The organism is Pseudoxanthomonas sp. GM95, from assembly GCF_900109775.1.
GTDB lineage: Bacteria > Pseudomonadota > Gammaproteobacteria > Xanthomonadales > Xanthomonadaceae > Pseudoxanthomonas_A.
This window is the reverse complement of record NZ_FOAX01000001.1, coordinates 1375786-1400225: the sequence shown is the minus strand read 5'-3', so window position 1 is coordinate 1400225 and position 24440 is coordinate 1375786. Positions and strand designations below refer to the sequence as shown.

Sequence of the window (24440 nt, the reverse complement as noted above, 5' to 3'; positions counted from 1 at the left end):
TCAGGCCGCTTCGCGCAGCGCGGCCCGATAGCTGCGGCTGCAGGGCACTGCGGTGCCATCGCGCAGGTGGACGCGTGCATCGCCGCTGTCCAGCGGTTCGATCGAGGCCACCTGCGACAGGTTCACCAGGTAGCTGCGATGCACACGCACGAAGCGCTGCGGATCCAGCCGCGCCTCCAGCCCGGCCAGCGTGCTGCGCAGCGGATAGTCATGGCCGCGCACGCGCAGGTTGACGTAGTTGCCCTGGGCCTGCGCCCACTCCACATCGGCGGTGGCGATCAGGAATTCGCGCCCCAGCTTGCGGATCAGAAAGCGCTCCGGGCGCTCGACCGGGTCCACCGCCGGACCATCGTCGGGCGCATCCAGCAGATGCGCTTCGCCGACCCGGCGCCGGCCGAACCAGTCGACGAAATGGCTCACCGTGACGATGGTGAAGAAGGTCCGCACGTCCTTGAGGTACTCGTAGACGCTGCGCGCCAGCCAGCTCTGGTCATCGTGATACTGCAGGCCGCGCAGCCAGTACACCCACTCGCGCAGCCAGACCATCGCACTGACATGCACCAACGACCAGACCACGCTGGCCAGCAGGTACACCGGCAGCCGCCGACGCCAAGTATCGGCATGCAGCGGCCAGCGCTCACACGCCCACAGCACCAGCGGCAGCATGGCCAGGATCACGCCATTGCTGGTCAGCTCCCAGGTCATCGGCTGCCACAGCGGCAGGTGCGCGCCCTGGCGACCGGCATCCATCACCCCGGTCAGCGCGTTGCCGACGGCCGACACCATGAACACGAGCAACCAAAAGCCCCATTCGCTCCAACGCCGGCGACGGCGTGACGTGGGCGTGGCTTCGGTGGCTTCTATCGGCAGCTCTGACATCGCGACATGGTAGCCAGCGCTGCGACGGCGCGGCACGTGCCCACGGTCATGCCGCACACCCCAGCCACGGCATTCAGCCTTTCGACGCAGCATCAACGGCGCGATCGCGCACCAACACCGCGGCGTCGACATTGGCCAATCCCGTTCGTCCCTGCCCGGCCGCGGCTGGTCACAACCCAAGCCCGATCAGTCACTTGGGCCTCGCCCCGACCAGGACGCCAGACGCACGCTGGCCATCACTCCTTCCCCGGTCCCGGCCATGCCACGTCGCCACGATATCGATGCCCTGCGGGTCATCGCCTTCGCCCTGCTGATCCTCTATCACTGCGCCATGGTCTACGTGGCGGAGTGGGACTTCCACCTCAAGAGCAGCCATACGGCCGAATGGCTGCAATCGCCCATGATCGCGATGAACCGCTGGCGGATGCCGCTGCTGTTCGTGATCTCCGGCATCGCCATCGGGCTTGCAGGTGTGGAAACGCGGCGTTGGCGCTTCGCCGCGCTGCGGACCTGGCGACTGCAGCTGCCGTTGCTGTTCGGCATGTTTGTCGTCGTGGCGTTCCAGGCCTATTGCCAGGGCCGCGCTGAAGGCCGCCTGGCACCCGGCCTGTGGCCGTTTTTCATCCGTTACTGGCGGCTCGATCTGCCGCCCGGCGCCGGCGGTCTGACCTGGAACCACCTCTGGTACCTGGCCTATTTGTGGCCGTACACGCTGCTGCTGGTCGTGGTGATGCCGGTGCTGCGCCCGCTGCGTGCGTGGCTGGTCCAGCCCAGCACCCCGCGTCTGGCGGCGTGGCTGCTCGCCGTGGTGCCCATCGCCTGGCTGGCGGTCGTCCAGTTCGCGCTGGCGCCACGCTATCCGGAAACCCACGCCCTGTTCGGCGACTGGACGGTGCATGCCGAATCGTTGCCGCTGTTCCTGCTGGGATATCTGCTGTCGACCAGCCCGTGGTTCTGGGCCTGGGTCGTCCAACTGCGCTGGCCGACGCTGCTGGTCGCCTGCCTGGCGATTGCCACCGAATTGTCGCTGCGCTGGCTGGGCCGCCATCCACCACACGGTCCGATGCCGGACTGGGTGCTGCACGTGCCGTGGTACGCGGTCGAGCGCATCGGCCGCGTCACCTATACGTGGACAGCCTTGCTGGCGATCTTCGGGTGGGCCCGGGTGCAGCTGGACCGCCCGTTCCGCTGGTTGCCGTATTGCAGCGAGGCCGTGTTCCCCTGGTACATCCTGCACCAGAGCCTGATCATCGCCTTGGCGTACTGGTTGACTCCGATGCGCTTTGGCCCGGTGATCGAACCGCTCCTGCTGATCGCCGGCACCGTCGCAGGCTGCCTGCTGTTGCACGAGCTGTTGATCCGCCGCATCGGCTGGCTGCGGCCGCTGTTCGGGCTGAAGCGCCGCGCCGTCGCCACACGGATCAAGCGGGCCGCACGCCCCATTGAGCACGCCATTGGCGAACAAGGCAGCTAATCCACGGCTTTGATTTGCGTAGGCGTGTCGCGGCGACGCGCCTGCCGAATGACTCAGGCCGCCACGCAATGCTCGACGATCAGCTGGATCGCATCGCCGCCGCGGTAGTCGTCCGGTGCCAGCCGGTAGGCCAAGTGGACGTGGGGCGGCGGCGCCTCGGCCTTGAGGCCGTTGAAGTGGATCGCGTTGATATGTTCGCTGCGGCCGGGCACGCGCAGCACCAGCTTGAGGTGGCGTTCGCCCACCGCGCGCCAGTCGACCACCTCGAAGGTGCCGTCGAACAGCGGCTCGGCAAAGCCCTGCCCCCACGGCCCGCCATCGCGCAACGCCTCGGCGTGGGCGCGATCGAATTCGTGCGGTAGCAGTTCGCCATCGCTGAGCAGTTCGGCTTGCAGCAGCGCCGCGTCCATCACGCTGGCGACATGGCTGCGGAACGCGGCCTCGAACGCCGGTAGCTGGGCCAGGTCCATGCTCAACCCCGCGGCCATCGCGTGGCCGCCGAACTTCTGCATCAGGCCCGGATGCTGGGCATCGACCGCCGCCAGCGCATCGCGAATATGAAAACCAGGGATCGAACGCGCCGAGCCGCGCAGCGCGGTGCTGCCCGGCTCTGCCGGGGCGAAGGCGATCACCGGGCGATGCACGCGGTCCTTCATCTTCGACGCGACCAGGCCGACCACGCCCGGATGCCAGTCGCCATCGAACAGGCACACCGCCAGCGGCACGTCGCCATCGCCATCGAGTGCAACCTTGGACAACGCCAGTTCGGCCTCGTCGGTCATCTGCTGCTGCACGCCGCGGCGTTCGGCATTGATGCCGTGCAGGACGCCGGCCATCTCACGCGCCGGCGTGTCCTCGTCGCAGAGCAGGCAGGCGATGCCCAGCGCCATGTCTTCCAGGCGGCCGGCCGCGTTGAGGCGCGGGCCGATGGCGAACCCGATGTCGGCGGCGCTGAGCGTTTCGGCTTTACGGCCGCACACCTCGATCAAGGCGCGCAGACCGGCACAGCCCTGCCCCGCGCGCAGCCGGCGCAAGCCCGCAGACACCAGCGCCCGATTGTTCGCATCCAGCGGCACCAGATCAGCCACCGTGCCGACCGCGACCAGGTCCAGCAGCGTGGATAGATCCGGTTCCGGCGAAGGCAGTTGACCGCGCTCGCGCAGCGTCCGGCGCAAGGCGAGCAGCACGTAGAACATCACGCCCACGCCAGCCAGCGACTTGCTGGGGAAGCCGTCGCCAGCCAAGTTCGGATTGACGATGGCGTGGGCCTGCGGCAGCGCCGGCCCCGGCAAATGGTGATCGGTGACCAGCACCTGCCAGCCCAGCGCCCGCGCCTGGGCGATGCCGGCGTGGCAGGCGATGCCGTGGTCAACCGTGACCAGCAGCTCGGGCTTGAGTTCGGCCAGCTCGGTGACCAGCGACGGCGACAGGCCGTAGCCGTGGGTCACGCGGTTAGGCACGGCCGGACTGACGTGGCGCGCGCCCAGCATCACCAGTCCGCGCACGGCGACCGCGCACGCGGTGGCGCCATCGCAGTCGAAGTCGCCAACCACCACGATGTGGCGATCCTGGGCGATGGCCTCGGCCAGCATCGCCACCGCCGCGTCCATGCCGGACAGCAGTTCGGGCGCGTGCAGCTGGGCCAGGCGCGGCCGGGCCTGGGTGTCGTCCAGTGCGCCGCGCGCGGCATAGATCCGCCGCAACAGCGCCGGCATCGCCGCCGGCCATGCGCCGCCTTCAGGCACCGCGCGCCGGGTGATCCGTGGCGACGTGCTCATGCGTCCAGCGTGGCCAGGGCGCGGCGCCAGAACCGCCAGCGCTGCTTCGCTTCCAGGGTGAAGGACGCGCCATCCTGGAAATCCAGCACCACGCGCGCCAGCTCGCCGCGGCGCAGTTCGGCCAGCAGCGGCACCAGTGCGTCGTCGCAGAACATCGCCAGCGAGCGCAGGTGGCGCAGATCGACCAGCGCGTCGACTTCACCGGACGCCTGTTCCGGTACGCCGGCCAGGCTGGAGAGCGCCCGCACGATCTCGTCGCGGCTGCGCACCTGGCGATAAGCGGTGTTCACCGACGTCGGCAGGCGACCTGCGCCCCAGAACCACAGCGCATTGACCACGGGCTTGCCCTCGGACGCACGCTTGGCATTCCACGGATGCTGGTGCAGGGTCACCTGCACCTCGTTGAATAAGGCGCGCCAGCGACGCCCGGCATCGCCTTGCGGCAGGTGGCCGAACAGGTCATCGCCCACGACATCTTCGGGCGCCGCGAACTCCGGCAGCGGCGCATCGCCGGCCAGGCGCAGATACCAGCGCGACGGCTCGGGCGCATCCAGCAGAAAACCGGCATCGCCGAACAGTGGCTTCAGCGCCGGCAGCAACGCCTCGACATCGACCTGGGTCAGGCCCAGTGCCGGGCCGTGCGCCAGCAGGCGCGCGCCGGTCATGTCGGGCGCGAGAAACGCCGGATCGGCACGCAGCCAACGACCGTCGCCCGCATCACCGGCATCGAGCTGACGGGTCAATGCGGCCACCGGCCAGTGGTCGGGAATCAACTGGAAATGGCGGCGTAGCTGGGCACGTTCGCCGGCCTCGCCCTTAGCAAGATCGGCACGGGCCAGCGCACGGCCGGCCTCGGCCTTCAAGGGGCCGGCAAGCTGGACGCGTGCCGGCAGCAGCAGCGTGGCGGAAGCCATCGCGGCGCGGACTCAGGCGCTGTACGAAACGCTGACGATCTCGTACTCGTGCTCGCCGGCGGGCGCCTGGATGACGACGCTGTCGCCCTCGTTCTTGCCGATCAGGGCACGGGCGATCGGCGAGGAAATGGCGATCAGCGACTGCTTGATGTCCGCTTCCAGGTCACCGACGATCTGGTACTTCTTCTCTTCGTCGGTATCCACGTCGGCCAGCACCACGGTCGCACCGAACACCACGCGCGAGCCGGCGTTGAGCGCGGCCACGTCGATCACCTCGGCCGTGGACAGCTCGGCCTCCAGCTGGTTGATGCGACCTTCGATGAACCCCTGCTGCTCGCGGGCGGCGTGGTACTCGGCGTTTTCCTTCAGGTCACCGTGCGCACGCGCTTCGGCGATGTCGGCGATCACCTGCGGACGCTTGACCGACTTGAGGTGATCCAGCTCATCGCGCAGGCGCGCGGCGCCTTGCTTGGTGATGGGGGCTCTCATGCTTGCAACTCCTTGTGCAGTTCCTGCAGCGCCAGGACCGGGCCGGTGCCACGGAATTCCAGCGAGTTCACCAGCGCACGTGCGCCGGCGATGGTGGTCGAATACGTGAGGCGCTGCTGCAGCGCCTCGCGACGGATGGAGAACGAATCGGAGATCGCGCGGCGGCCTTCGGTCGTGTTGACGATGTAGACGATCTCACCGTTCTTGATCAGGTCGACGATGTTCGGACGGCCGTCGGTGACCTTGTTGACCAGCTCGCAGGCCACGCCCTGCTCGCGCAGGAACGCCGCGGTGCCCGCCGTGGCCACCAGGGTGAAGCCCCGCTCGACCAGCGCCTGGGCGACCGGCAGCACGCGCTGCTTGTCCGGGTCGCGGACCGACACGAACGCCTTGCCCGGCTGCGGCGCCTTGATGCCACCGGCTTCCTGCGCACGCGCCATCGCTGCGCCGAAGCTGCGGCCCACGCCCATCACCTCACCGGTGGAACGCATCTCCGGCCCGAGGATCGGATCGACGCCCTGGAACTTGGCGAACGGGAAGATCGCCTCCTTCACCGAGTAGTAGTCCGGCACGATTTCCTTGGTCGCGCCCTGCTCGGCCAGGGTCTTGCCGGCCATGCAGCGGGCGGCGATCTTGGCCAGCGCCATGCCGGTGGCCTTGGACACGAACGGCACGGTGCGCGAGGCACGCGGGTTCACTTCCAGCAGGTAGACGATGTCCTCGCCGTTGTCGCCGGCCTGGATCGCGAACTGAGTGTTCATCAGGCCGACCACGTTCAGCGCCTTGGCCAGCTCGATCACCTGGCGACGCAGCTCGGCCTGGGTTTCAGCCGAAAGCGAGTACGGCGGCAGCGAGCAGGACGAGTCGCCCGAATGCACGCCGGCTTCTTCGATGTGCTCCATCACGCCGCCGATCAGGACGTTGCCGTCCTTGTCCGCGATGATGTCCACGTCCACTTCCACGGCGTTGTCCAGGAAGCGGTCCAGCAGCACCGGCGAATCGTTGGAGACCTTGACCGCGTCGCGCACGTAGCGCGCCAGGTCCGATTCGCCGTAGACGATTTCCATCGCGCGGCCACCCAGCACGTAGCTCGGGCGCACCACCAGCGGATAGCCGATCTCGCGCGCCAGCAGCAGCGCTTCCTGGTCGTTGCGGGCGATGCGGTTCGGCGGCTGCTTCAGGCCGAGCTTGTCGACCAGGCCCTGGAAGCGCTCGCGGTCTTCAGCCAGGTCGATGGAGTCCGGCGAGGTGCCGATCACCGGCACGCCGTTGGCCTCCAGCGCACGGGCCAGCTTCAGCGGGGTCTGGCCGCCGTACTGGACGATCACGCCCTTGGGCTTTTCCAGTTCGACGATGGCCAGCACGTCTTCCAGCGTCAGCGGCTCGAAGTACAGGCGGTCGGAGGTATCGTAATCGGTCGACACGGTCTCCGGGTTGCAGTTGACCATGATGGTTTCGAAGCCATCGGCGCGCAGCGCCAGCGCCGCGTGCACGCAGCAGTAATCGAACTCGATGCCCTGGCCGATGCGGTTCGGACCGCCGCCCAAGATCATGATCTTGTCGCGGCTGGTCGGATTGGCCTCGCACTCGTCCTCGTAGGTCGAATACATGTAGGCGGTGTCGGTGGCGAACTCGGCCGCGCTGGAGTCCACGCGCTTGTAGACCGGCTTGACGCCCAGCGCCTTGCGCAGCACGCGCACGGCGGTCTCGTCGGTGTTGGTCAGCTGGGCCAGGCGTGCATCGGAGAAGCCCGCGCGCTTGAGCTTGCGCATGCGCGCCTTGTCCAGCGAGCCCAGGCCTTCGGCGGCCACGCGCGCTTCGTCCTTCATCAGGTCTTCGATCTGGTCCAGGAACCACGGATCGATGAAGGACAGCGCGTGGATGTCTTCCACGCTCATGCCGGCGCGGAACGCGTCGCCGACGTAGAACAGGCGCTCGGGGCCCGGCGCCTTCAGCTCACGGCGCAGTGAAGCCAGGTCGTCTTCGCTGGTCAGGTCCAGGCCGGTGGGGTCCAGGCCGACCTTGCCGGTCTCCAGGCCACGCAGCGCCTTCTGCAGCGATTCGGAGAAGGTGCGGCCCATCGCCATCACCTCGCCCACCGACTTCATCTGGGTGGTCAGGCGCGAATCGGCCTGCGGGAACTTCTCGAAGGCAAAGCGCGGGATCTTGGTGACGACGTAGTCGATCGACGGCTCGAACGAGGCCGGGGTCAGCCCGCCGGTGATCTCGTTCTTCAATTCGTCCAGCGTGTAGCCCACGGCCAGCTTGGCTGCGACCTTGGCGATCGGGAAGCCGGTGGCCTTGGAGGCCAGCGCCGAGGAACGCGACACGCGCGGGTTCATCTCGATCACCACCACGCGGCCGTTGTCGGCATTGATGCCGAACTGCACGTTGGAGCCGCCGGTATCCACGCCGATCTTGCGCAGCACGGCGATGGAGGCATCGCGCAGGCGCTGGTATTCCTTGTCGGTCAGGGTCTGGGCCGGGGCCACGGTGATCGAGTCACCGGTGTGCACGCCCATCGGGTCCAGATTCTCGATCGAGCAGACGATGATGCAGTTGTCCGCCGTGTCGCGGACCACTTCCATCTCGAATTCCTTCCAGCCCAGCACCGACTCTTCCACCAGCACTTCATGCACCGGCGACAAGTCCAGGCCGCGCTTGATGATCTCTTCGAACTCTTCGCGGTTGTAGGCGATGCCGCCACCGGTGCCGCCCAGGGTGAAGGACGGACGGATGATGGTCGGGTAGCCGACCTTTGCCTGGATTTCCACGGCCTGCTCGAAGCTGCGCGCGACTTCAGCCTTCGGGCATTCCAGGCCGATCTCGCTCATGGCCACGCGGAACAGCTCGCGGTCCTCGGCCATCATGATGGCTTCGCGCTTGGCGCCGATCAGCTCGACGTTGTACTTCTCCAGCACGCCATTGTCGGCCAGGTCCAGCGCGCAGTTCAGCGCGGTCTGGCCGCCCATGGTCGGCAGCAGCGCGTGCGGCTTTTCCTTGGCGATGATCTTCTCGACCGTCTGCCAGTTGATCGGCTCGATATAGACCGCGTCGGCCATCTCCGGGTCGGTCATGATCGTGGCCGGGTTGGAGTTGACCAGGACCACGCGGTAGCCCTCGTCGCGCAGCGCCTTGCACGCCTGCGCGCCGGAATAGTCGAACTCACACGCCTGGCCGATCACGATCGGACCGGCGCCGATGATCAGGATGGTCTGGATGTCGGTGCGCTTTGGCATGTCTTCTCTCAGTCAAGTCGGTCTGGTCGCGCGCAAGGGCGCGCGCCCGTGGATCTGGTCGGTAAAGCCCGCAAGGCGCGGACTTCACCGCAGGGCGCACCGCGTCAGCGGCGCGCAGTCGCGCTCAGCTTGCGCGCTGCGCCAGCATCGAAACGAAGCGGTCGAACAGCGGCGAGACATCCTTCGGGCCCGGCGACGCTTCCGGGTGGCCCTGGAAGGAGAACGCCGGGGCGTCGGTCAGTTCGATACCCTGGTTGGTGCCGTCGAACAGCGAGCGATGGGTCACGCGCACGTTGGCCGGCACGCTGGCCTCATCGACTGCGAAGCCGTGGTTCTGCGAGGTAATCATCACCCGGCCCGAATCCAGGTCGATGACCGGATGGTTGGCGCCGTGGTGGCCGTGACCCATCTTCAGGGTCTTGGCGCCGGCAGCCAGCGCCAGCAGCTGGTGGCCCAGGCAAATGCCGAAGGTCGGAATCTTCTGCTCGACGAAGGTCTTGATCGCGGCGATCGCGTAATCGCACGGTTCCGGGTCACCGGGGCCGTTGGACAGGAACACGCCATCGGGCTTGAGCGCCAGCACGTCGGCGGCGGAGGTCTGCGCCGGGACCACGGTCACTTCGCAACCGCGCTCGGCCAGCATGCGCAGGATGTTGAGCTTCACGCCGAAGTCGTAGGCCACGACCTTGAACTTGGGCGCCGTCTGCACCGGCTTACCGGTGTCCAGGTCCAGCTGGCCGTCGGTCCAGCCGTAGGTCTTCTCGGTGGAGACGACCTTGGCCAGGTCCATGCCCTTGAGGCCGGGGAACTTGCGCGCGGCTTCCAGCGCCTGCTCGACGTTGATGTCGCCGGCCATCACCGCGCCGTTCTGCGCGCCCTTCTCGCGCAGGATGCGCGTGAGCTTGCGGGTGTCGATGCCGGAGATGGCCACCACGCCGCGCGCGCCCAACCATTCCTGCAGCGAGACCTGGCTGCGCCAGTTGCTGGGGCGGCGCGGGACATCGCGCACGATCAGGCCGGCCGACCAGACCTTGGCGGCCTCGTCGTCCTGGTCGGTGAAACCGGTGTTGCCGATATGGGGATAGGTCAGCGTCACCAGCTGCCGTGCGTAGGACGGGTCGGTGACGATCTCCTGATAGCCGGTCATGGCGGTGTTGAACACCACTTCGCCGACGGACAGTCCGTTTGCGCCGACCGATTCGCCCTCGAATACCGTGCCGTCTTCGAGAACCAGGATTGCGGGTTGAGTCACTGCAGCTCGCCTTGGGGAATGAAGGAAACCCTGCGTCCACGTCAACTTGCGGCTGCAAGAAACCGCGAACACGGTGTTTCTCCGGTCCGAGGCGATGTGGTTAACAGGCGAGTGCGAATTGTACGGACCGGGCCGGGTCGGCGCCAGCCGTTTTTTCAGTTACGTGAATCGTGTCAGCGGCGCGATTCAGTCCAAAAGGTCGCGAACGCGGTATAGGCCGGGCTTTCGCGCGACCAGTCGTTGCGCTGCGTGCAACGCACCGCGCACGAAGATGTCACGGTTGGTCGCCCGGTGGGTCAGCTCCACCCGCTCGCCCAGCCCGGTGAACTGGACCAGATGCTCGCCGACGATGTCGCCGGCGCGCAGGCTGGCATAGCGCGGCGTGGCGCCGCCAAGCTCCGCGCCCTGCCCCAGGGTCAACGCCGTGCCCGAAGGCGCGTCCTGCTTGTGCACGTGATGGGACTCGACGATGTCGCAGTCCCAGCCCTGCAACGCGGCGGCCGCGCGCTCGACCAGTTCGGCCAGCACCGCCACGCCCAGGCTGAAGTTGGAGGCCCAGACCACGGCAATCCCTTCCGAGGCCGCCTGCAATGCGCTGCGCTGGGCCTCGGACAGGCCGGTCGTGCCCGACACCAGCGCAGCGTTGCGCTCAACGCACAAGGCCAGGATCGGGTCGAAGCCCTCGGGCAGACTGAAATCGATGGCGACATCGAACGCCGGCACGCCAGCCAATTCGCCGGCGGCGAAATACGCCACGCCATCGACCACGCGCGCCGCAGGAGAACGCCGGGTCACGGCGGCTACCACAGCCAGATGCTCGTTTTCGGCCGCCAGGCGCAGCAGCGCCTGGCCCATGCGGCCGGACGCGCCGTGGATCAGCACGCGCAAGGGAGTGGTCATCGTGGAATCCTCAGGCGGCTACTGCAGATGGCAACGCGTCGATCTCGGCCTTCACCAGCGCCCCGAGGATCTTCATGCCCGCCTCGATCCTGGCCGCCGGCACCGTCACGAACGACAGGCGCAGCGTATTGATCTGCGGATCGTTGGCGTAGAACGGCGCGCCGGGCACGAAGGCCACGTTCTGCGCGATCGCCTTGGCCAGCAGCTGGGTGGTGTCGATGCCCTTGGGCAATGTGACCCAGATGAACATGCCGCCTTCGGGCCGGGTCCACTGCGCCTCGGGCGGGAAGTACTGCTCCAGCGCCGACAGCATCAGCTGGCACTGGCTGCCGTAGAGATCGCGGATGGTCGGGATGTGCGTTTCCAGGAAGTCGTCCTGCAGCGTTTCGTAGACGATGCGCTGGGTGAAGGATGGCGTGTGCAGGTCGGTGGCCTGCTTGGCCTGGACCAGCTTGGAATACAGCGGCTCGGGCGCGACCACGTAGCCCAGGCGCAGGCCCGGGGCCAGCACCTTGGAAAACGAGCCCATGTAGATGCCGCCCTCCGGGTTGAGCGACAGCAGGCTGGGCAGCAGCTCGCCGTTGTAGCTGAGTTCGCCGTAAGGATCGTCCTCGACTACCGGCACGCCGGCGGCCAGCGCCTTGGCGACCAATTCCTTGCGGCGCTCCAGCGGCAGGCGCTTGCCGGTCGGGTTCTGGAAGTTGGGCAGGCAGTACATGAAGCGCGCACCGGCCAGCAGCTCGGGCGTCAACGCATCGGTGTCGATGCCATCCTCGTCCGAGGGCATGCCGACGAACGCGGGACGGAACAGCGAGAACGACTGCAAGGCCCCGAGGTAGCTCGGCGTTTCCACCAGCACCTTGCTGCCTTCGTCGACCAGGGTCTTGCCCAGCAGGTCCAGACCCTGCTGCGAGCCGGTCACGATCAGCACGTTGGCTGCGCTCACCGGCGCGCCATTGCGGGCCAGCCGTGCGGCCACCCATTCGCGCAGCGGCAGGTAGCCCTCGGTCGGGCCATATTGCAACGCGGCCTGCGGCGCTTCGTCCAGGACCTTGTTGGTCGCCGCGCGCATGCGCTCGACCGGGAAGGTCGAGCCGGACGGCAGACCGCCAGCGAAGGAAATCACCTCGGGACGCTCGGTGACCTTGAGGATTTCGCGGATCGCCGAGCTGGTAAGGGCCAGGGCGCGCTGGGACAGGGTGATCTGGTTGTTCATGGCCCAAGGATACCGCGCGTGCTTTGCGCAGACGCGCTGCAGTGCGTGAAAAACGCGGGCGCTTGTTGCGCTGCCGGTGCAGCTTGAAGCGCTTCAAACGCCTAGCACTGCCGCCGATGCAGTGGCAAGGGATTTTCCACAGCATCCTTCGCTGGTGAAAAATTGACCAAACCGTTGGCGAGCCTTACGCCGCGCGGCCTGTGAAAGTTGTCCACAGGTTTGTGCGGAACTTCATCCACAGCTTTTGTGGATGAAGTGGATGGCCTAGCGCAGCGTCAACCGCATGTGGAATTCCTGCGGGTCTTCGCCTTCCACCACGAAGCCCAGGCGCTCGTACAAGCCGCGCGCCGGATTGGCCTTGAGCACGTGCAACGTAACGTCCTTGCCGGCACTGCGGGCTTCTTCGATGTAGTCCAGCAGCAGCGCCTTGCCCAGGCCGAAGCCCTGCAGCGCGGGCGCGACCTGGATCTGCATCACCACGTAGTCGGCGCCGCTGCGGTCGAGCTTGAGCAGGCCGGCGATGCGGCCTTCATGCAGCAGCACATCGGCGTGCTGATAGCCGTTGAGCAAGCGCGTGCGCATGCTGGCCGGCGATGCATCGGCGCCGGAATTTTCCATGTGCGCACGCATCGTGGCTTCGCGCAGGGCCAGCAGTGCGGGGATGTCGTCTTCGGTCGCCGGCCGGCGCTGCAGGTCGGCAACGCCGAGTTTTCCGGTCACCGGGCGTGCCAGCAGATCGGTCGCGAACACATTGCGATCCAGCACCCGGCCGATCCCGCTCGCGTCGACTTCATCGGCCGCCGCAGCCAAGGCGACCAGATCGGTGCCGGTGTCGAAACCCAGGCGAAAATGCACTTCGCCGGCTGGATTGCGCAGCGAATGCAGCGAGGCGATGCTCACGCCGTGTCGTTCGAACACGTGCAGCATCGCGCGCAGCGAGCCCGGCTGGTCCAGCGGCAGATGCACCGACAGGCTGCAGGGCTCGGCCAGGTCGGCCAGCAGATAGCCGATGCGCTCGAAGCGGTAGTTGCCGTCGGCCAGCGCGTCGCTGCCGATCGCAGCCTTGTTGTCGGCCAGCAGGTGCTGGCGGAACGCGCCGCGCGCGGCCTCGCCACCCTCGCCCACCTGGTCGCGCAGCGCCGAGAGTTCCTCGACCAGCGTGTCGAGCACCTCCGGCACGTGCGGATTGCCGAACTGGATGTCCTCGTAGATCGCCGGGTTGAGCGAGAGGATGCGCGCGATCATCGCGCCATCCATCTCAAACGAGGCCGAGCGATACGGGAACAGCTCAGCCAGCGAGCCGACGCGATCGGCGTAGCGACGCAGCACGCCGGCCTGGGCCAGATGACCGGCGTGGACCATCGCCTGCACCAGCGCCATCACCTGGTCGTGGTGCTCGGGGCTGGTGCGCACGCACTGCGCTTCCAGCCCATCGAGCAAGGTCTGAAGCCACGGCCGCCAGGTGTCCAGGCGCGCCTCGCACACCACCATCGGCCGGCCCTTGAGCGTCGGAGATTTCGGCGGCGCGGACATCGGATGCAGGCCGACGACTTCGGCCTGCGAGCTCAGCATCGCCGCGACCGGCCCGGATTTGATCGAGGTCAGGTCCATCCACAGCTGGCCGCGCTCGCGACCGGCGGCCAGGCTTACGTAATCCTGGATCAGGCCGGCGGTGACGCGGATCGGCGCGCTGAACACCAGCACCTGCGCCTGTTCGATCAGCGCCTCGGGCGAATGCGACTGCGGATCGGCCGGATCGTGGCCGATGACCTGCAGGCCCAGGTGCCGCTGCAGGAACTGGCCAAGCCAGCGCCCATACGCGCCGGCACTGCCGACGATTCCCACGCATATTTCACGATTCTTAGTAACGAGACTACCCATCAGTCTTGGCGCTTCTTGAGGCTCAGGACCCAGCCAGAAGGATTGATCGGAATCTGAATCACCGATCCAGCCCGCGCAGCCTCAAAACGCTGCGCGCTTCTGGAAAATTCAAAATCCTGATACGGCGGTAGAACCCAGCTATGTGGAATCGCAACGAAGAGAACGCATGCAAGCATCGCCGACGCCACCACTCGAACAGGCCGACGACCTTCATGGAAGACCTGCCAGAGGATGCATACATACATCGCGAGGATCGGCAAGAACGCATACCTTCCGCCCGCGGTGGATCGAGAGAAAATCGGCCACTGTGGCTCCGCGCTGGATATTTGGGGTGACAACAATGCGGCCCCAAACACCATGCCGCCAAGCGCGACGACCATCATTATCCTTGGACCACCTTTGAACCAAGCCCGTGCCATCAGCAGCACGGCAACAACGGAAACCACGCACGAGGGGATCCAAGAAGCGCTCCACCAGGAGCGGTTGGCTACACGGAGCCACATATCTCCCAACAGCCCCCCGAGCACAACCTGCCCCCCGACAATTTTCCAGAACAGCTCAAAGGTCGCTCCATTTGGGGCGGCCGTTCTTGTTTCTGGCGTCGCCAGAATAAAGAAGAGCTGCAGCACGGCACAAAGAGACATCAGTGCCGCGAGAGCCAGGGACCTCCGGGACCGACTCATCCAATGGCGCCAGACTGCAATAGGCGCAAGAAACAATGCAAAAGTTCCACTCAACCCGCACAGAACGACAAGAAAAAGGTCAGATATTTTCCTGAAGCTTCCTCGCCAGTCATTAAAAAAGATCACCAGCAATGCAGCCACTGCCAGATGCCAATGAATGTTCGTAACGTTAACGTGGACCTCGCCCGAATACGGATGCGCCACATAGAGAAAGCTCAGCAGCAACCTGACACGCCGGTCTGCAAGCAGTTCAACCCCTCTTGCGCCATTGATGAGAAGCACAGGAAGCGCATTGAAGAAGAGTGCGACCAGGTTAAAAAATAAAGGCGCATATTCCAACGGAACATTCAGACTCAACAACGCAGTCATGCGCGACACAGTCTGGAAATACCCGTTCTGGGAATGAAGCAGGCTTGCCACCCCAAGTTCGTAAGCCTGCCGATACCAGATGACACCATCTTCCGCCCAGAATTGGGCATTCGTCAGTGCATCGACCCTCCTGCTAAAAATCAGCAGGCATGAAAACGCGAACATCGCTGGCGCAGAAAACAGGATGTCCCTGAAGCGCCGGGTGCGCCCCCCATTGAGTTGACTTATCGACATTGGGACGCGTGCAAGCACATCTCCTACGGACCTAGAATCGCAGACGGGTCCATCTTCTGGGCCCATTCAAGGAAGATTTCTCAGGACGTCATCCGGTCCCAGAAACCCTTGACGCCATCGAGGAACGTGGCCGACTTGGGCGAGTGCTTGCGCGCCTCGTCCTCGCCGACGAAGGTCGCCTCGAACTTCTGCAGCAGCTCGCGCTGCTCGGTCGTCAGGTTGACCGGGGTTTCGACCACGACCTTGCAGAACAGGTCGCCGGTGGAGCGGCTGCGCACCGACTTGACGCCTTTGCCGCGCAAGCGGAACAGCTTGCCGGTCTGGGTTTCGGCCGGGACGCGGATCTCGGCCTCGCCGCCCAGCGTGGGCACACGCACGGTATCGCCGAGTGCCGCCTGCGAAATGCGGATCGGCACGTCGCAGTGCAGGTCGTCGCCGTCGCGCTGAAAGATATCGTGGTCGCGCACGCGCACTTCCACGTACAGGTCGCCGGCAGGCGTGCCGGACGGACCGGCCTCGCCTTCGCCGGACAGGCGGATGCGATCGCCGCTGTCCACGCCAGCCGGGATCTTCACCGACAGCACGCGTTCTTCTTCCAGGCGGCCGGCGCCGTGGCAGGTCTTGCAGGGGTTGCGGATGACCTGGCCGCGGCCTTCGCAGTGCGGGCAGGCCTGCTGCATGGTGAAGATGCCGCGCTGCATGCGGACCTGGCCGCGGCCGCCACAGGTGGTGCAGGTCTCGGTCTTGCCGTCTTCCGAACCGCTGCCGTGGCAGGGCTCGCAGGCGGCCATGGTCGGGATCTCGATGCGCTTTTCGACACCGGCGACGGCTTCCTCCAGGTCCAGTTCCATCACGTAGCCGATGTCGGCCCCGCGACGTGCTGCACGCCCACCACCGGCGCCACCGCCAAAGATGTTGCCGAAGATGTCGCCGAAGATGTCGCCCATGTCGGCACCGCCGAAGCCGGCTCCACCCCCGCCGCCTCCGCCCATGCCGTGTTCGAACGCGGCGTGGCCGTGCTGGTCGTAGATGCGGCGCTTACCGCCGTCGGACAGCACTTCGTAGGCCTCCTTGCACTCCTTGAACGAGGCCTCGGCCGATGCATCGCCGGGGTTGCGGTCAGGGTGGAACTTCATCGCACAGCGACGGTAAGCCTTCTTCAGCTCGTCGTCGGTGGCGGTGCGGGCCACACCCAGCACCTCGTAGTAGTCGCGTTTGCTCATTGGCGAAGGAAGCCTGCTTGAAAGGTGGAGCCTGCATCGCCGTGTGCCCGGGCATGGGCGCCATGACGATGCGCTGCTTAGAAAACGCCGAAAGGAGCGGAGCCGTGGCCCCGCTCCTTTCGTCAGTGTTGCCGGTGCTTCAAGGGCGACTTACTTCTTGTCGTCCTTGACCTCGGTGAACTCGGCGTCCACCACGTCATCGGCGGCGCGGTTGGCCTGCTGCGCACCCGACTCCGGGCCTGCACCCTGCTCGCCGGCCGAAGCGGCGGCGTACAGCGACTGGCCGGCTTCTTCCAGGGTCTTGGACTTGGCTTCGATCTGGGCCTTGTCGTCGCCCTTCATCGCCGTTTCCAGGTCGGCCAGCGCGGCCTCGACCTTGCCGATCACATCGCCGCCGACCTTGGCGCCATGCTCGGTGATCGCGGTGCGGGTGGCGTGGATCAGGCCATCGGCCTGGTTGCGGGCCACGACCAGTTCCTGGAACTTCTTGTCCTCGTCGCGGTGCGCTTCGGCGTCGGCGACCATCCGGGCGATCTCGTCGTCCGACAGGCCCGAACCGGCCTTGATCTCGACCTTCTGTTCCTTGTTGGTCTTCTTGTCCTTGGCCGACACATGCAGGATGCCGTTGGCGTCGATGTCGAAGGACACTTCCACCTGCGGCATGCCGCGCGGCGCGGCATCGATGCCGGACAGGTCGAAGCGGGCCAGCGACTTGTTGAAGCGGGCCTGCTCACGCTCACCCTGCAGCACGTGCACGGTCACGGCCGACTGGTTGTCCTCGGCGGTGGAGAAGGTCTGCGAGGCCTTGGTCGGGATGGTGGTGTTCTTCTCGATGATCTTGGTGAACACGCCACCCAGGGTCTCGATGCCCAGCGACAGCGGGGTCACGTCCAGCAGCAGCACGTCCTTGACGTCGCCGCCCAGCACGCCGCCCTGGATCGCAGCGCCCAGCGCCACGGCCTCGTCGGGGTTCACGTCCTTGCGCGGCTCCTTGCCGAAGAACTCGGTTACCGCCGCCTGCACCTTGGGCATGCGGGTCTGGCCGCCGACCAGGATCACTTCGCCAATGTCGCTGGCACGCAGGCCGGCGTCGTTCAGCGCGGTGCGGCACGGCTCGATCGACTTCTTGATCAGGTCTTCCACCAGCGCTTCCAGCTTGGCGCGGGTCAGCTTGATGTTCAGGTGCTTCGGGCCCGAGGCGTCGGCGGTGACGTACGGCAGGTTCACTTCGGTCTGCTGGCTGGAGGACAGCTCGATCTTGGCGCGCTCGGCGGCGTCCTTCAGGCGCTGCAGGGCCAACGGATCCTTGCGCAGGTCGATGCCCTGGTCCTTGTTGAACTCTTCCACGAGGTAGTCGATGACGCGCGCGTCGAAGTCTTCGCCGCCCAGGAAGGTGTCGCCGTTGGTGGCCAGCACTTCGAACTGCTTCTCGCCGTCGACGTTGGCGATCTCGATGATCGACACGTCGAAGGTGCCGCCGCCCAGGTCATAGACGACGATCTTGCGGTCCTGCGAGTCACCCTTGTCCAGGCCGTAGGCCAGGGCTGCGGCGGTCGGCTCGTTGATGATGCGCTTGACGTCCAGGCCGGCGATCTTGCCGGCGTCCTTGGTCGCCTGGCGCTGGCTATCGTTGAAGTAGGCCGGCACGGTGATCACGGCCTCGGTGACGGTTTCGCCCAGGTAGGCTTCGGCCGTCTTCTTCATCTTTTCCAGCACGCGCGCGGAGATTTCCTGCGGCGCCATCTTCTTGCCGTCGCTGCTGGCCACCCAGGCATCGCCGTTGTCATGGGCCAGGATGCTGTACGGCACCAGGTCCAGGTCCTTCTTCACTTCGGCGTCGGTGAACTTGCGGCCGATCAGGCGCTTCACCGCGTAGAAGGTGTTCTTGGGGTTGGTGACGGCCTGGCGCTTGGCCGAGGCGCCCACCAGCACTTCGCCGTCCTTGGTGTAGGCGACGATGGAAGGCGTGGTGCGGTCGCCTTCCGAGTTCTCGATGACGCGGGCCTTGCCGCCGTCCATGATGGCCACGCACGAGTTGGTCGTGCCGAGGTCGATGCCGATGATCTTGCCCATGATGCTGACTCCGTAAAAAGCGAAGGTTTATTGGGTGGGGACCCGGCGTGCGCCGGATCGATGAACCCGATATGAGGACGTGCCGGCGGGCTTCAAGCGCCCGTGGAACACAAAATTCCGATCGGTCAGGGACCGATCAGCGCTGCGGCGCACTCAATCGTGCGCCGCGACCACCACCAGCGCCGGCCGCAGCAGGCGCTCGTTGAGCAGGTAGCCCTTCTGGAACACCTGCAGCACGCTGCCCGGGGCCGCGCCGTTGGCCGGGGCCTGGCTGATGGCCTGGTGGTGGTCCGGATTGAACGCCTGGCCGGTCGGGTCGAGCACGGTCAGGCCGTTGTCGTCGGCCACCTTCAGCAACTGCTTCTGGGTCAGCTCCAGGCCTTCGCGCAGCGGGCTGGGTTCGGCGCCGGCGGCGGTCAGGCCCGCGTCCAGGCTGTCGAACACCGGCATCAGCTGGCCGAGCAGCTTCTCGTTGGCGAACTTGCGGGCGTTGTCCACGTCGCGGGCCACGCGCTTGCGCTGGTTGTCCAGGTCGGCCCGGTCCAGCAGGACCGATGCGCGCAGCTGGTCCAGCTCGTTGCGCAGGGTTTCGATCTGCGCCAGCAGGGCGGTTTCGGCGTCCTGCGGGGCGTCGGCGGCCGCATCAACGCTGGCCTGGTGTTCGTTTGAAGTCATCGAGGGGTTCCGTCATGGCGGGACGATTTCCGCCGCAAGCCCCACCTATGGGGTCGGCGCGGACGGATTCAAGTCATCGCCGGGACGCAGCATCGCGGCGCCGAGCGCATCGGCGGCCGCCTGGACCAGCGGAATCACCTGCTGATAGGCCATCCGGGTCGGTCCGATCACGCCCAGTACGCCTAGCACCTGGCCACTGGCCCGGTACGGTGCGGCGACCAGTGACATCCCGTCCAGCGGCGCCAGGCCGGTTTCCTCGCCGATGAAGATGCGCACGCCCGGCGCGCTGATCGTGCGCTCCAGCAGCTGCAGGATCTCGCGCTTGCGGGCAAAGGCCTCGAACAGCTCGCGCAGCCGGTCCAGGTCGGACAGGTCCTGCACGCCCATCAGCCGGGTTTGCCCGGCCAGCACCATGTCGTCGTCCGACGGCGTCAGCGCGTGCTCGGCCAGTTCGACCGTATGGGCCAGCAGGCCTTCCATCTCCGAACGGGCCGCGCGCAGCTCGCGCAGCAAGGTGGCGCGGATCTCGGCGATCGGCCGGCCGGCAAAATGCGCATTCAGGTAATTGGCGACCCGCTCCAGCTCGGACGGGTCGTACAGGCGCCGCGGTTCGATCACCCGGTTCTGCACGTCGTTGTCGGCGAACACCAGGATCGCCAGCACCCGGCGCCCGTCCAGCGGCACGAAGTCGATATGACGGAAGGCGAACTGCTCGCGCTTGGGCGCGCCGACCACGCCAACAAAGTGCGTCATCGCCGACAGCAGCTCCGAGGCATTGCCCAGCAGCGCCTGGGTGCCGGTGCCGGCCGGCAGTTCGGCGCGCAGGCGGGCGACCTCGCGGTCGGCCAGCGGCTGCATCTGGACCAGGCTGTCGACGAACACCCGGTAGCCCTGCGCCGTCGGGATGCGCCCGGCCGAGGTATGTGGCGAGGCCAGCAGGCCGGCGTCTTCGAGGTCTGCGAGGATGTTGCGGATCGTCGCCGCGCTGACGTCCAGCCCGGCGTGCTGGGCCAGCGTGCGCGAGCCGACCGGTTCGCCGTCGTGGATATAACGGCCGATCAACGTCCGCAGCAGCTGCCGCGAGCGCGCATCCAGGTCGGGACTTCGGGAATTCATGGGCGATAGATAACGACAGGCGGCGCCCTTTGCAACCGCTCGCGCGTTGTCTCAATCCGTGCGCCGGCAGGCCCTACAATGCCGACCGCATATGCTCAGACATCTCACGATTAAGGACTTTGCCGTGGTGCGCGCCACGGACATGGAATTCGGCCCCGGCATGACCGTGATCTCCGGCGAGACCGGCGCGGGCAAGTCGCTGCTGGTCGACGCGCTGGGCTTTTTATCGGGCATACGCGCCGACGCCGGCATGGTCCGCCACGGCGCCCAGCGCGCCGAACTCTCGGCCGAATTCGACCTCACCTCCAAAGCCCCTGCCCTGGCCTGGCTGGCCGAGCACGCCTTGGACGAAGCCGGCGCCTGCCAGCTGCGCCGCGTGCTGCGGGCAGACGGTGGTTCGCGCGCCTGGATCAACGGCCGCGCCGTGCCGGTGTCGCAGCTGGCCGAGCTATCCGGGCTGCTGGTGGAAATCCACGGCCAGCACGAACACCAGGCCCTGCTGTCCAAATCCAGCCAGCTGGCGCTGCTGGACGCCTTCGCCGGCAGCGACGCACAACTGGCCGCGGTGCAGAAGGCCGCCGCCACTTGGAATGGCCTGCTCGTCGAGCGCGAACGCCTGACCGCCGCCGGCGATGTCTCCGACCGCCTCAACTACCTGCAGCATCAGCTGGAAGAGCTGCGTCGCGAGGACCTGGCCCCGGCCGCGATCGAAACCCTGGTCGCCAGCCATCGCCGCCAGGCCCACGCCTCGACCCTGATCCAGGCCTGCGATGACGGCCTGGCGCATCTGTCAGGCGATGACGATCCGTCGGCCGCGAGCCTGCTGTTGCGGACCCGCGGCGAACTGGCGCGCGTGCTCAACCACGAGCCGCGCCTGGCCGAAGTCGACACCTTGCTGGAAGGCGCGCAGATTCAGCTGGAGGAAGCCCTCGGCCTGCTCAACCAGATCCGCGACGACCTGGAGATCGACCCCGACCAGCTGGAACAAGCCGAGCGCCGCCTGACCCGCCTGCACGACCTGGCCCGCAAGCACCGTGTCGCGCCCGAGCAGCTGGACGAAGTCGCCAACCGGATCGAGCAGGAGCTGGAGGGCCTGCGCGGCGCCGGCGAGCGCCTGGCCGGGCTCAACACCGAGATCGAAGCCGCCCGCCAAGGCTGGAAAACCGCCGCCGCCGCGCTGACCAAGGCCCGGACCAAAGCGGCCACGACGCTGGCCAAGAAGACCAGTGCGCTGATCGGCGAGCTCGGCATGGGCGGCGGCAAGCTGGAAGTCCAGCTGGAACCGGCCGAGGCCGAGCGCCCCGATCCGCAGGGCGCCGAACGCGTCGAACTGCTGGTCGCCGCCAACGCCGGCCAGCCGCCGCGCCCGCTGCGCAAGGTCGCCTCCGGCGGCGAGCTCTCGCGGATCTCCCTGGCCATCGAAGTGGCGGCGCTGGGCTCGGACGCGGTGCCGACCATGATCTTCGACGAAGTCGATTCAGGCATCGGCGGCGCGGTGGCCGACATCGTCGGCAAGAAGCTGCGCGACCTGGGCCGCGAGCGCCAGGTGCTGTGCGTGACCCACCAGCCGCAGGTCGCCGCCCAGGGCCACGCCCATTACCGGGTCAGCAAGGCGCCGGTCGAAGGCATGACCCAGTCTTCGGTCGAGGCGCTCGATGCCAAGGCCCGCCAGGAGGAACTGGCCCGCATGCTCGGTGGTGTGCAGGTCAGTGCCGAGGCGCGCGCGGCCGCGGGCAAGCTACTGGAATCGGTCGATTAAACGCTGCCTGCGACCTCCGCGCAATGAAAAAGGCCGGGAATTCCCGGCCTTTTTCTTTCTGCTGGCGACGGCTTACTTGCGCTTCTTGCGCACGTACAGCACCAGCGAGTGTTCCTCGATCTCGTAGCCGTGCTCGGCGGCGATCTTTTCCTGCAGGGCCTCGATCTCGTCACTGGAGAACTCGATGACCTTGCCGGTGTCGATGTCGACCATATGATCGTGGTGCTCGCCACGGTCCAGTTCGTAGACAGCCTGGCCGCCTTCGAAATTGTGCTTCAGCACCAGGCCGGCGGCCTCGAACTGGGTCAGCACGCGGTACACCGTGGCCAGGCCGATCTCATCGCCCACGCCCATCAAGGCGCGGTAGATGTCCTCGGCGGTCATGTGGCGCGGCTTGGCTTCTTCCAGCAGTGCCAGGATGCGAAGGCGCGGGTGTGTGACTTTCAGGCCGACCTTGCGTAGATCCTGCGATTCCATCGGGGGCTCCCATTCATTGGCGGTTTAACGCCAGCTGCCTCGCGATTGGGTCGCGGCGATGGGCGCAGTGTATCATCGGCGGGCTCGTTCCCGCCCTATCGCAGATGCCCTTCTCCATGCGCAATTACCTGTTGATCGCCGCCATCGGCCTTGCCACATCCGGCTGCGGCATCATCTACAAGCAGCCCATCTACCAGGGCAACCTGATCGACAAGAGCGATGTCGACCAGCTGGTCGTCGGCCAGACCAAGCAGCAGGTGCTGGCATTGCTGGGCACCCCGTCGGTGGCCGATCCGTTTCACGCGCAGCGCTGGGATTACACCGCCACCGAGCGCACCGATCGCCTGGGCCACGTGCACATGAAGAACTTCACGGTGTACTTCGACAACGACCAGGTCACCAAGTGGGACGGCGATTACTTCCCCAACCAGGATGAGCAGCTGGCCCGCAGCAGCGTGCGTCAGTTTGGTCCGAACCTGGCTAAGGACAAGAAGAAGGGCCAGGGCGGCGGTTGATCGCCTGACCTGACCGCTTCAACGCATCACGGCCCGGCGGCGCGACGCCGACGGGCGTCCTTCGGATCAATCAAGAGCGGTCGCAGCAGTTCGACGCGGTCGCCTTCATGCAGCAGGGTTTGCGGCGTCGCATTGACGCCGAACACCGCGATCCCCGTGGCCTGCCCTGCCTCGTCCATCGCCGCGGCCTTGAGCGCATCGGCCACGCACGCGCCGGGCGGCAGTTCCACCGTCACCGCCTGGTAGCGGCGCGACCACGCCAGCACGACTTCGACTCTCACCGGCTCAGCCGCCGCGATCGGCCGTGCGCACGAAATCGTCCACCATGCGGTCGGCCAACCCCTGGAAGCCCAAGGTGAACGCCGGCCCCAGCAGGCGGCTCGACGGCTCGAAATCCAGGGTCAGGCTGACCTTGCTCACGCCCTCGCCCAGCGTCTGGAATTCCCACAGGCCGTGCAGCTTGCGGAACGGGCCGTCCTTGAGATTCATGTCGATGCGGCCCGGGCGCTCCAGCGTGTTCTCGGTCGTGAACCAGGTGCGCAGCGCGCCCAGGCCCAGGTCCAGCCTGGCGACCATGCGTTCATCGCTCGATTCGAGGATCTCGGCCTTGTCACACCAACCGAAGCGGCGCGGATAGGCCTGGACGTCGTTGACCAGATCGAACATGTAGTCGGCCGGGTGTTCGACCAGGGCGCTGCGGCGGATGGTGGGCATCAGTGCGACAAAAACCTGAAGTGACGGCGGGCTCGCTCGAACCGTCCCCATCGGCGACAATGGACGGATGGCAAAGAAGTCGGACAAGGATAAAGCAAACAGCACGGGCACCATCGCGCTGAACAAGCGCGCGCGCCACGAGTACCACCTCGAAGAGCGCATGGAGGCCGGGCTGGCGCTGCAGGGCTGGGAGCTGAAGTCGATCCGCGCTGGCCGCGCCAACATCGGCGAGAGCTACGCGGTGGTGCGCAGCGGCGAGCTGTTTCTGTTCGGTGCGCAGTTCACGCCACTGATCCAGGCTTCCACGCACGTGGTGGCCGATGATCGACGCACCCGCAAGCTGTTGCTGCATCGGCGCGAGATCGACGTACTGGTCGGCAAGGTCGAGCGCGATGGCTACACGCTCATCCCGACGGCGATGTACTGGAAGGGCAACAAGGTCAAGCTGGAGCTGGCGCTCGCCAAGGGCAAGCAGACCCACGACAAGCGCGCGACCGAGAAGGACCGCGAGTGGGCACGCGACAAGCAGCGCCTGATGCGCCGGCACAACCGCGACGCCTGATCACAGGCATCGCGTGGC

21 protein-coding genes and 1 pseudogene are annotated in these 24440 nt (G+C 66.6%); 4 read left to right on the top strand and 18 right to left on the bottom strand.

The window, feature by feature from the left end; genetic code table 11:
- Positions 1-786, bottom strand: coding sequence for a LytTR family DNA-binding domain-containing protein (locus BMZ17_RS06645; RefSeq protein WP_093138084.1), 786 nt, complete (start codon positions 784-786; stop codon positions 1-3).
- Positions 787-1138: 352 nt separating this feature from the next.
- Here BMZ17_RS06645 and BMZ17_RS06640 point away from each other — a divergent pair, with 352 nt between their 5' ends.
- Positions 1139-2353, top strand: coding sequence for an acyltransferase family protein (locus BMZ17_RS06640; RefSeq protein ID WP_093137397.1), 1215 nt, complete (start codon positions 1139-1141; stop codon positions 2351-2353).
- A gap of 53 nt (positions 2354-2406) precedes the next feature.
- Here the strand turns inward: BMZ17_RS06640 and recJ are convergent, their stop codons facing one another.
- The 14 genes and pseudogenes from recJ to hrcA form a co-directional block, all read right to left on the bottom strand.
- Positions 2407-4131 (bottom strand): single-stranded-DNA-specific exonuclease RecJ, encoded by a 1725-nt coding sequence (recJ, locus tag BMZ17_RS06635; protein WP_093137394.1) that lies wholly within the window; start codon positions 4129-4131, stop codon positions 2407-2409.
- Positions 4128-5045 carry a phosphoglycerate mutase gene (locus BMZ17_RS06630; RefSeq protein ID WP_093137392.1) on the bottom strand — a complete coding sequence of 306 codons (918 nt, stop codon included), beginning with the start codon at positions 5043-5045 and terminating at the stop codon, positions 4128-4130. Before BMZ17_RS06630 ends, recJ begins: the two co-directional genes overlap by 4 nt.
- A gap of 12 nt (positions 5046-5057) precedes the next feature.
- A complete protein-coding gene (gene greA, locus BMZ17_RS06625) occupies positions 5058-5534 on the bottom strand; it encodes a transcription elongation factor GreA (protein WP_093137390.1) in 477 nt (158 codons plus the stop codon).
- Positions 5531-8773 carry a carbamoyl-phosphate synthase large subunit gene (gene carB, locus BMZ17_RS06620; RefSeq protein ID WP_093137387.1) on the bottom strand — a complete coding sequence of 1081 codons (3243 nt, stop codon included), beginning with the start codon at positions 8771-8773 and terminating at the stop codon, positions 5531-5533. The genes greA and carB overlap by 4 nt, the downstream gene beginning before the upstream one ends.
- 124 nt (positions 8774-8897) lie before the next feature.
- On the bottom strand, positions 8898-10025 hold the full coding sequence (carA, locus tag BMZ17_RS06615) for a glutamine-hydrolyzing carbamoyl-phosphate synthase small subunit (RefSeq protein WP_093137384.1): 1128 nt from the start codon (positions 10023-10025) through the stop codon (positions 8898-8900).
- A 186-nt stretch (positions 10026-10211) separates the two neighbouring features.
- A complete protein-coding gene (gene dapB, locus BMZ17_RS06610) occupies positions 10212-10925 on the bottom strand; it encodes a 4-hydroxy-tetrahydrodipicolinate reductase (protein ID WP_093137381.1) in 714 nt (237 codons plus the stop codon).
- 10 nt (positions 10926-10935) lie between these two features.
- A complete protein-coding gene (locus BMZ17_RS06605) occupies positions 10936-12141 on the bottom strand; it encodes an aminotransferase-like domain-containing protein (RefSeq protein ID WP_093137379.1) in 1206 nt (401 codons plus the stop codon).
- A gap of 264 nt (positions 12142-12405) precedes the next feature.
- On the bottom strand, positions 12406-12759 hold the full coding sequence (locus BMZ17_RS21270; protein WP_256371052.1) for a GNAT family N-acetyltransferase: 354 nt from the start codon (positions 12757-12759) through the stop codon (positions 12406-12408).
- Between the two features lie 141 nt (positions 12760-12900).
- Positions 12901-14022 (bottom strand): annotated as a pseudogene (locus BMZ17_RS06595) (prephenate dehydrogenase); the annotation flags it as partial.
- Positions 14022-15308: a hypothetical protein gene (locus BMZ17_RS06590; RefSeq protein WP_093137377.1), complete on the bottom strand. Its 1287-nt coding sequence runs from the start codon at positions 15306-15308 to the stop codon at positions 14022-14024. The pseudogene BMZ17_RS06595 and the gene BMZ17_RS06590, both read right to left, overlap by 1 nt.
- 80 nt (positions 15309-15388) lie before the next feature.
- Positions 15389-16531 carry a molecular chaperone DnaJ gene (gene dnaJ, locus BMZ17_RS06585; RefSeq protein WP_093137374.1) on the bottom strand — a complete coding sequence of 381 codons (1143 nt, stop codon included), beginning with the start codon at positions 16529-16531 and terminating at the stop codon, positions 15389-15391.
- A 150-nt stretch (positions 16532-16681) separates the two neighbouring features.
- Positions 16682-18604: a molecular chaperone DnaK gene (dnaK, locus tag BMZ17_RS06580; RefSeq protein WP_093137372.1), complete on the bottom strand. Its 1923-nt coding sequence runs from the start codon at positions 18602-18604 to the stop codon at positions 16682-16684.
- Between the two features lie 153 nt (positions 18605-18757).
- Positions 18758-19279: a nucleotide exchange factor GrpE gene (gene grpE / locus BMZ17_RS06575; RefSeq protein WP_093137370.1), complete on the bottom strand. Its 522-nt coding sequence runs from the start codon at positions 19277-19279 to the stop codon at positions 18758-18760.
- A 45-nt stretch (positions 19280-19324) separates the two neighbouring features.
- Positions 19325-20395, bottom strand: a complete 1071-nt coding sequence (gene hrcA / locus BMZ17_RS06570; protein WP_093137368.1) for a heat-inducible transcriptional repressor HrcA — start codon at positions 20393-20395, stop codon at positions 19325-19327.
- A gap of 91 nt (positions 20396-20486) precedes the next feature.
- On the opposite strand from hrcA, the gene recN reads away from it, so the two are divergent.
- Positions 20487-22154, top strand: a complete 1668-nt coding sequence (gene recN / locus BMZ17_RS06565) for a DNA repair protein RecN (RefSeq protein ID WP_093137366.1) — start codon at positions 20487-20489, stop codon at positions 22152-22154.
- A gap of 72 nt (positions 22155-22226) precedes the next feature.
- Here recN and fur read toward each other — a convergent pair whose 3' ends face one another.
- Positions 22227-22631 carry a ferric iron uptake transcriptional regulator gene (gene fur, locus BMZ17_RS06560; protein ID WP_093137363.1) on the bottom strand — a complete coding sequence of 135 codons (405 nt, stop codon included), beginning with the start codon at positions 22629-22631 and terminating at the stop codon, positions 22227-22229.
- A gap of 116 nt (positions 22632-22747) precedes the next feature.
- Between fur and bamE the strand changes: the two genes are divergently transcribed.
- Positions 22748-23146: an outer membrane protein assembly factor BamE gene (bamE, locus tag BMZ17_RS06555; protein ID WP_093138082.1), complete on the top strand. Its 399-nt coding sequence runs from the start codon at positions 22748-22750 to the stop codon at positions 23144-23146.
- Between the two features lie 26 nt (positions 23147-23172).
- On the opposite strand, the gene BMZ17_RS06550 is transcribed toward bamE, so the two are convergent.
- Together BMZ17_RS06550 and BMZ17_RS06545 are read right to left on the bottom strand one after the other, a co-directional pair.
- Positions 23173-23427 (bottom strand): RnfH family protein, encoded by a 255-nt coding sequence (locus BMZ17_RS06550; RefSeq protein WP_093137359.1) that lies wholly within the window; start codon positions 23425-23427, stop codon positions 23173-23175.
- A gap of 4 nt (positions 23428-23431) precedes the next feature.
- Positions 23432-23860: a type II toxin-antitoxin system RatA family toxin gene (locus BMZ17_RS06545; protein ID WP_093137356.1), complete on the bottom strand. Its 429-nt coding sequence runs from the start codon at positions 23858-23860 to the stop codon at positions 23432-23434.
- A 67-nt stretch (positions 23861-23927) separates the two neighbouring features.
- On the opposite strand from BMZ17_RS06545, the gene smpB reads away from it, so the two are divergent.
- On the top strand, positions 23928-24422 hold the full coding sequence (smpB, locus tag BMZ17_RS06540; protein WP_093137354.1) for an SsrA-binding protein SmpB: 495 nt from the start codon (positions 23928-23930) through the stop codon (positions 24420-24422).
- Positions 24423-24440: the final 18 nt, after the last annotated feature.

Excerpts from the sequence above, each read along its gene's own strand:
- BMZ17_RS06645 (WP_093138084.1), bottom strand. The coding sequence starts at position 786 with ATGGTGTCGGCCGTCGGCAACGCGCTGACCGGGGTGATGGATGCCGGT.
- BMZ17_RS06640 (WP_093137397.1), top strand. The coding sequence starts at position 1,139 with ATGCCACGTCGCCACGATATCGATGCCCTGCGGGTCATCGCCTTCGCC.
- recJ (WP_093137394.1), bottom strand. The coding sequence starts at position 4,131 with ATGAGCACGTCGCCACGGATCACCCGGCGCGCGGTGCCTGAAGGCGGC.
- BMZ17_RS06630 (WP_093137392.1), bottom strand. The coding sequence starts at position 5,045 with ATGGCTTCCGCCACGCTGCTGCTGCCGGCACGCGTCCAGCTTGCCGGC.
- greA (WP_093137390.1), bottom strand. The coding sequence starts at position 5,534 with ATGAGAGCCCCCATCACCAAGCAAGGCGCCGCGCGCCTGCGCGATGAG.
- carB (WP_093137387.1), bottom strand. The coding sequence starts at position 8,773 with ATGCCAAAGCGCACCGACATCCAGACCATCCTGATCATCGGCGCCGGT.
- dapB (WP_093137381.1), bottom strand. The coding sequence starts at position 10,925 with ATGACCACTCCCTTGCGCGTGCTGATCCACGGCGCGTCCGGCCGCATG.
- BMZ17_RS06605 (WP_093137379.1), bottom strand. The coding sequence starts at position 12,141 with ATGAACAACCAGATCACCCTGTCCCAGCGCGCCCTGGCCCTTACCAGC.
- BMZ17_RS21270 (WP_256371052.1), bottom strand. The coding sequence starts at position 12,759 with ATGGAAAATTCCGGCGCCGATGCATCGCCGGCCAGCATGCGCACGCGC.
- BMZ17_RS06590 (WP_093137377.1), bottom strand. The coding sequence starts at position 15,308 with ATGTCGATAAGTCAACTCAATGGGGGGCGCACCCGGCGCTTCAGGGAC.
- dnaJ (WP_093137374.1), bottom strand. The coding sequence starts at position 16,531 with ATGAGCAAACGCGACTACTACGAGGTGCTGGGTGTGGCCCGCACCGCC.
- dnaK (WP_093137372.1), bottom strand. The coding sequence starts at position 18,604 with ATGGGCAAGATCATCGGCATCGACCTCGGCACGACCAACTCGTGCGTG.
- grpE (WP_093137370.1), bottom strand. The coding sequence starts at position 19,279 with ATGACTTCAAACGAACACCAGGCCAGCGTTGATGCGGCCGCCGACGCC.
- hrcA (WP_093137368.1), bottom strand. The coding sequence starts at position 20,395 with ATGAATTCCCGAAGTCCCGACCTGGATGCGCGCTCGCGGCAGCTGCTG.
- recN (WP_093137366.1), top strand. The coding sequence starts at position 20,487 with ATGCTCAGACATCTCACGATTAAGGACTTTGCCGTGGTGCGCGCCACG.
- fur (WP_093137363.1), bottom strand. The coding sequence starts at position 22,631 with ATGGAATCGCAGGATCTACGCAAGGTCGGCCTGAAAGTCACACACCCG.
- bamE (WP_093138082.1), top strand. The coding sequence starts at position 22,748 with ATGCGCAATTACCTGTTGATCGCCGCCATCGGCCTTGCCACATCCGGC.
- BMZ17_RS06545 (WP_093137356.1), bottom strand. The coding sequence starts at position 23,860 with ATGCCCACCATCCGCCGCAGCGCCCTGGTCGAACACCCGGCCGACTAC.
- smpB (WP_093137354.1), top strand. The coding sequence starts at position 23,928 with ATGGCAAAGAAGTCGGACAAGGATAAAGCAAACAGCACGGGCACCATC.